Raw genomic sequence first — 1,699 nt, 5'->3', positions numbered from 1 at the left:
TCAGCCCCGCGGTCACCGGCTGGATCCGGTTCAGCGTGATCTCGTCGCGGGTCTTGACCTTCGGCTTCCTGGCCAGGGCCATCTGGACGCCCGACAGCACGAAGGCCATGGCGGCCTGGCCCATGATCGCGGTCGCGGTCAGCCCGGCGGCCCAGCCCCCGGCGGCCGCCGCCAGCGCCGCGCCGACCGGCGGCATCGCCAGGGCCGGGGCGGCGGTGATAATAAAGAGAGCCGCCGCGAGGCCAATCACCCGATGCGCCATGCCGCCTCCGCGTCCAGCACCGGGCGGCGGACGGGACCGCGTTCCGCCAGATGCACCGCATGCCGGCCGGTGACGACGCCCATGGCGCCCGGCAGCGCGCCCGCGGCATCGCCCATAACCCAGTCACCGCGCCGGGCCAGCGCCACCGCCACCCGCGGCAGATGCGCGTCGATCAGATCGGCGACGGAGCCGAAGCCAAGCCGCACCAGCCCCTTCGCCGCCTGCCTCTCGCTGGCATAATCCGGCAGGTCCGGGATCGGATCGCTGCCCGTCATCGCCCGCGCGGTGGCCCGGCAAAAGCCCAGGCAATCGGCCGCGCCCCAGACGAAGGCCCGGCCCTCCCAGTCCCGGATCTCGGCCGCCAGCCGCAATTCCCAGCCCTCGCGGCGCATCATCTGCCCCATGTGTCCTCCCGGTTCTGGATGGCTTGCACGAGGTCGAAGAAACGGTCGCCGGGAAAGCGGCGCTGCTGATCCTCGGGCAGGTAGTAGAACGGGCGCTTGCGGCCCAGATCCATGGCGCGTTCCTCGCAGGCGAGCGTCGCGGTCGCGGCCTCGGGCCCGTCATCGCTGTCGAGCGTGTCCGCGAGCCCGTCCCACAGCACATCGGCCGCCTCGATCTGGCCCTCGGGGCCGAAGAGCGCGAGGCGCAGCGTCACCCGGCGGCGCTGGAACTCCTCCAGCTCGGCCAGCGCCACCACCTCGGGATCGAGCCCCGACAGCGTCAGCGTCAGCCCCGGCATCTCGCCGCCCGAGGTCTCCTGCGCCTCGCCGATCCTGAGCATCTGCCCGGCCGCGCCGAGATAGGTCACGCCCTCCCACTCGACCGAACCGAGCCCCGTGAACATCGCCAGATCCCCGCTGTCGAACCGGCACTGCACCAGCAGCCCCAGGATCCGGTCGCCGCTGGTATCCATCAGAGCGCCTCGACCAGTTGCAGGGTGCGGGTCCGAAGCCGGGCCTGGCTGACGGAAAGCGCGGTCTCGGGTCCGGCCAGCGCCCAGCTGCCGTAAGGCGCGCGCAGCGCCACCGGATCGCCCGCCGCGACGGGGGCGCGCAGGCGGGGCCAGAGGGTGAGGGTCTGCCGGAAGGCGGCCGTGGGGGCCTCGGCCCCGGTCACGATATGCAGATGGCCGTCGAGGGTCAGATAGTCGCCCACTATTATAGTGTCGGCTGCCGTCGCCAGTTGCAGCACCAGCGTCTGCGCCCGGGCCGAGGCCGCCACCGCCACCACCGGATCGGCGGTGATCGTCCCCCAGGGGCCGTCATAGTCCATCGCGGCCATGTCGAGCTCGAAGCGTCCGGCCGGGCCATTGAGGCCCGCCAGCCAGGCCGAGATCGCGGCGCTCTCGCGGGCATCGAAGGCCGCCAGGGTCAGCTCGGCCGCCCAGGTCCCGCCCATGAAGTCATAGGCGGTCTGCGCGAAGCTGTAGGGGCT

Annotated in this window: 4 protein-coding genes; all 4 read right to left on the bottom strand. The window is 72.5% G+C overall.

The window, feature by feature from the left end; translation table 11 throughout:
• A partial coding sequence (locus BYZ73_RS20985; protein WP_146746386.1) for a hypothetical protein occupies positions 1-262 on the bottom strand: 262 nt, incomplete at its 3' end.
• A complete protein-coding gene (locus BYZ73_RS20980; protein WP_112317551.1) occupies positions 247-666 on the bottom strand; it encodes a DUF6950 family protein in 420 nt (139 codons plus the stop codon). The genes BYZ73_RS20985 and BYZ73_RS20980, both read right to left, overlap by 16 nt.
• On the bottom strand, positions 654-1,178 hold the full coding sequence (locus BYZ73_RS20975) for a hypothetical protein (RefSeq protein WP_112317550.1): 525 nt from the start codon (positions 1,176-1,178) through the stop codon (positions 654-656). The genes BYZ73_RS20980 and BYZ73_RS20975 overlap by 13 nt, the downstream gene beginning before the upstream one ends.
• On the bottom strand, positions 1,178-1,699 hold a 522-nt coding region (locus tag BYZ73_RS23050), incomplete at its 5' end, for a hypothetical protein (RefSeq protein ID WP_181498153.1). The genes BYZ73_RS23050 and BYZ73_RS20975, both read right to left, overlap by 1 nt.

Source organism: Rhodovulum viride (assembly GCF_003265965.1).
Taxonomy (GTDB): Bacteria; Pseudomonadota; Alphaproteobacteria; order Rhodobacterales; family Rhodobacteraceae; genus Rhodovulum; species Rhodovulum kholense.
This window is presented reverse-complemented; position numbering and strand designations above follow the sequence as displayed.

Bases quoted from the DNA above. Each gene is read 5' to 3' on its own strand.
- BYZ73_RS20975 (WP_112317550.1), bottom strand. From the start codon at position 1,178: ATGGATACCAGCGGCGACCGGATCCTGGGGCTGCTGGTGCAGTGCCGG.
- BYZ73_RS20980 (WP_112317551.1), bottom strand. From the start codon at position 666: ATGGGGCAGATGATGCGCCGCGAGGGCTGGGAATTGCGGCTGGCGGCC.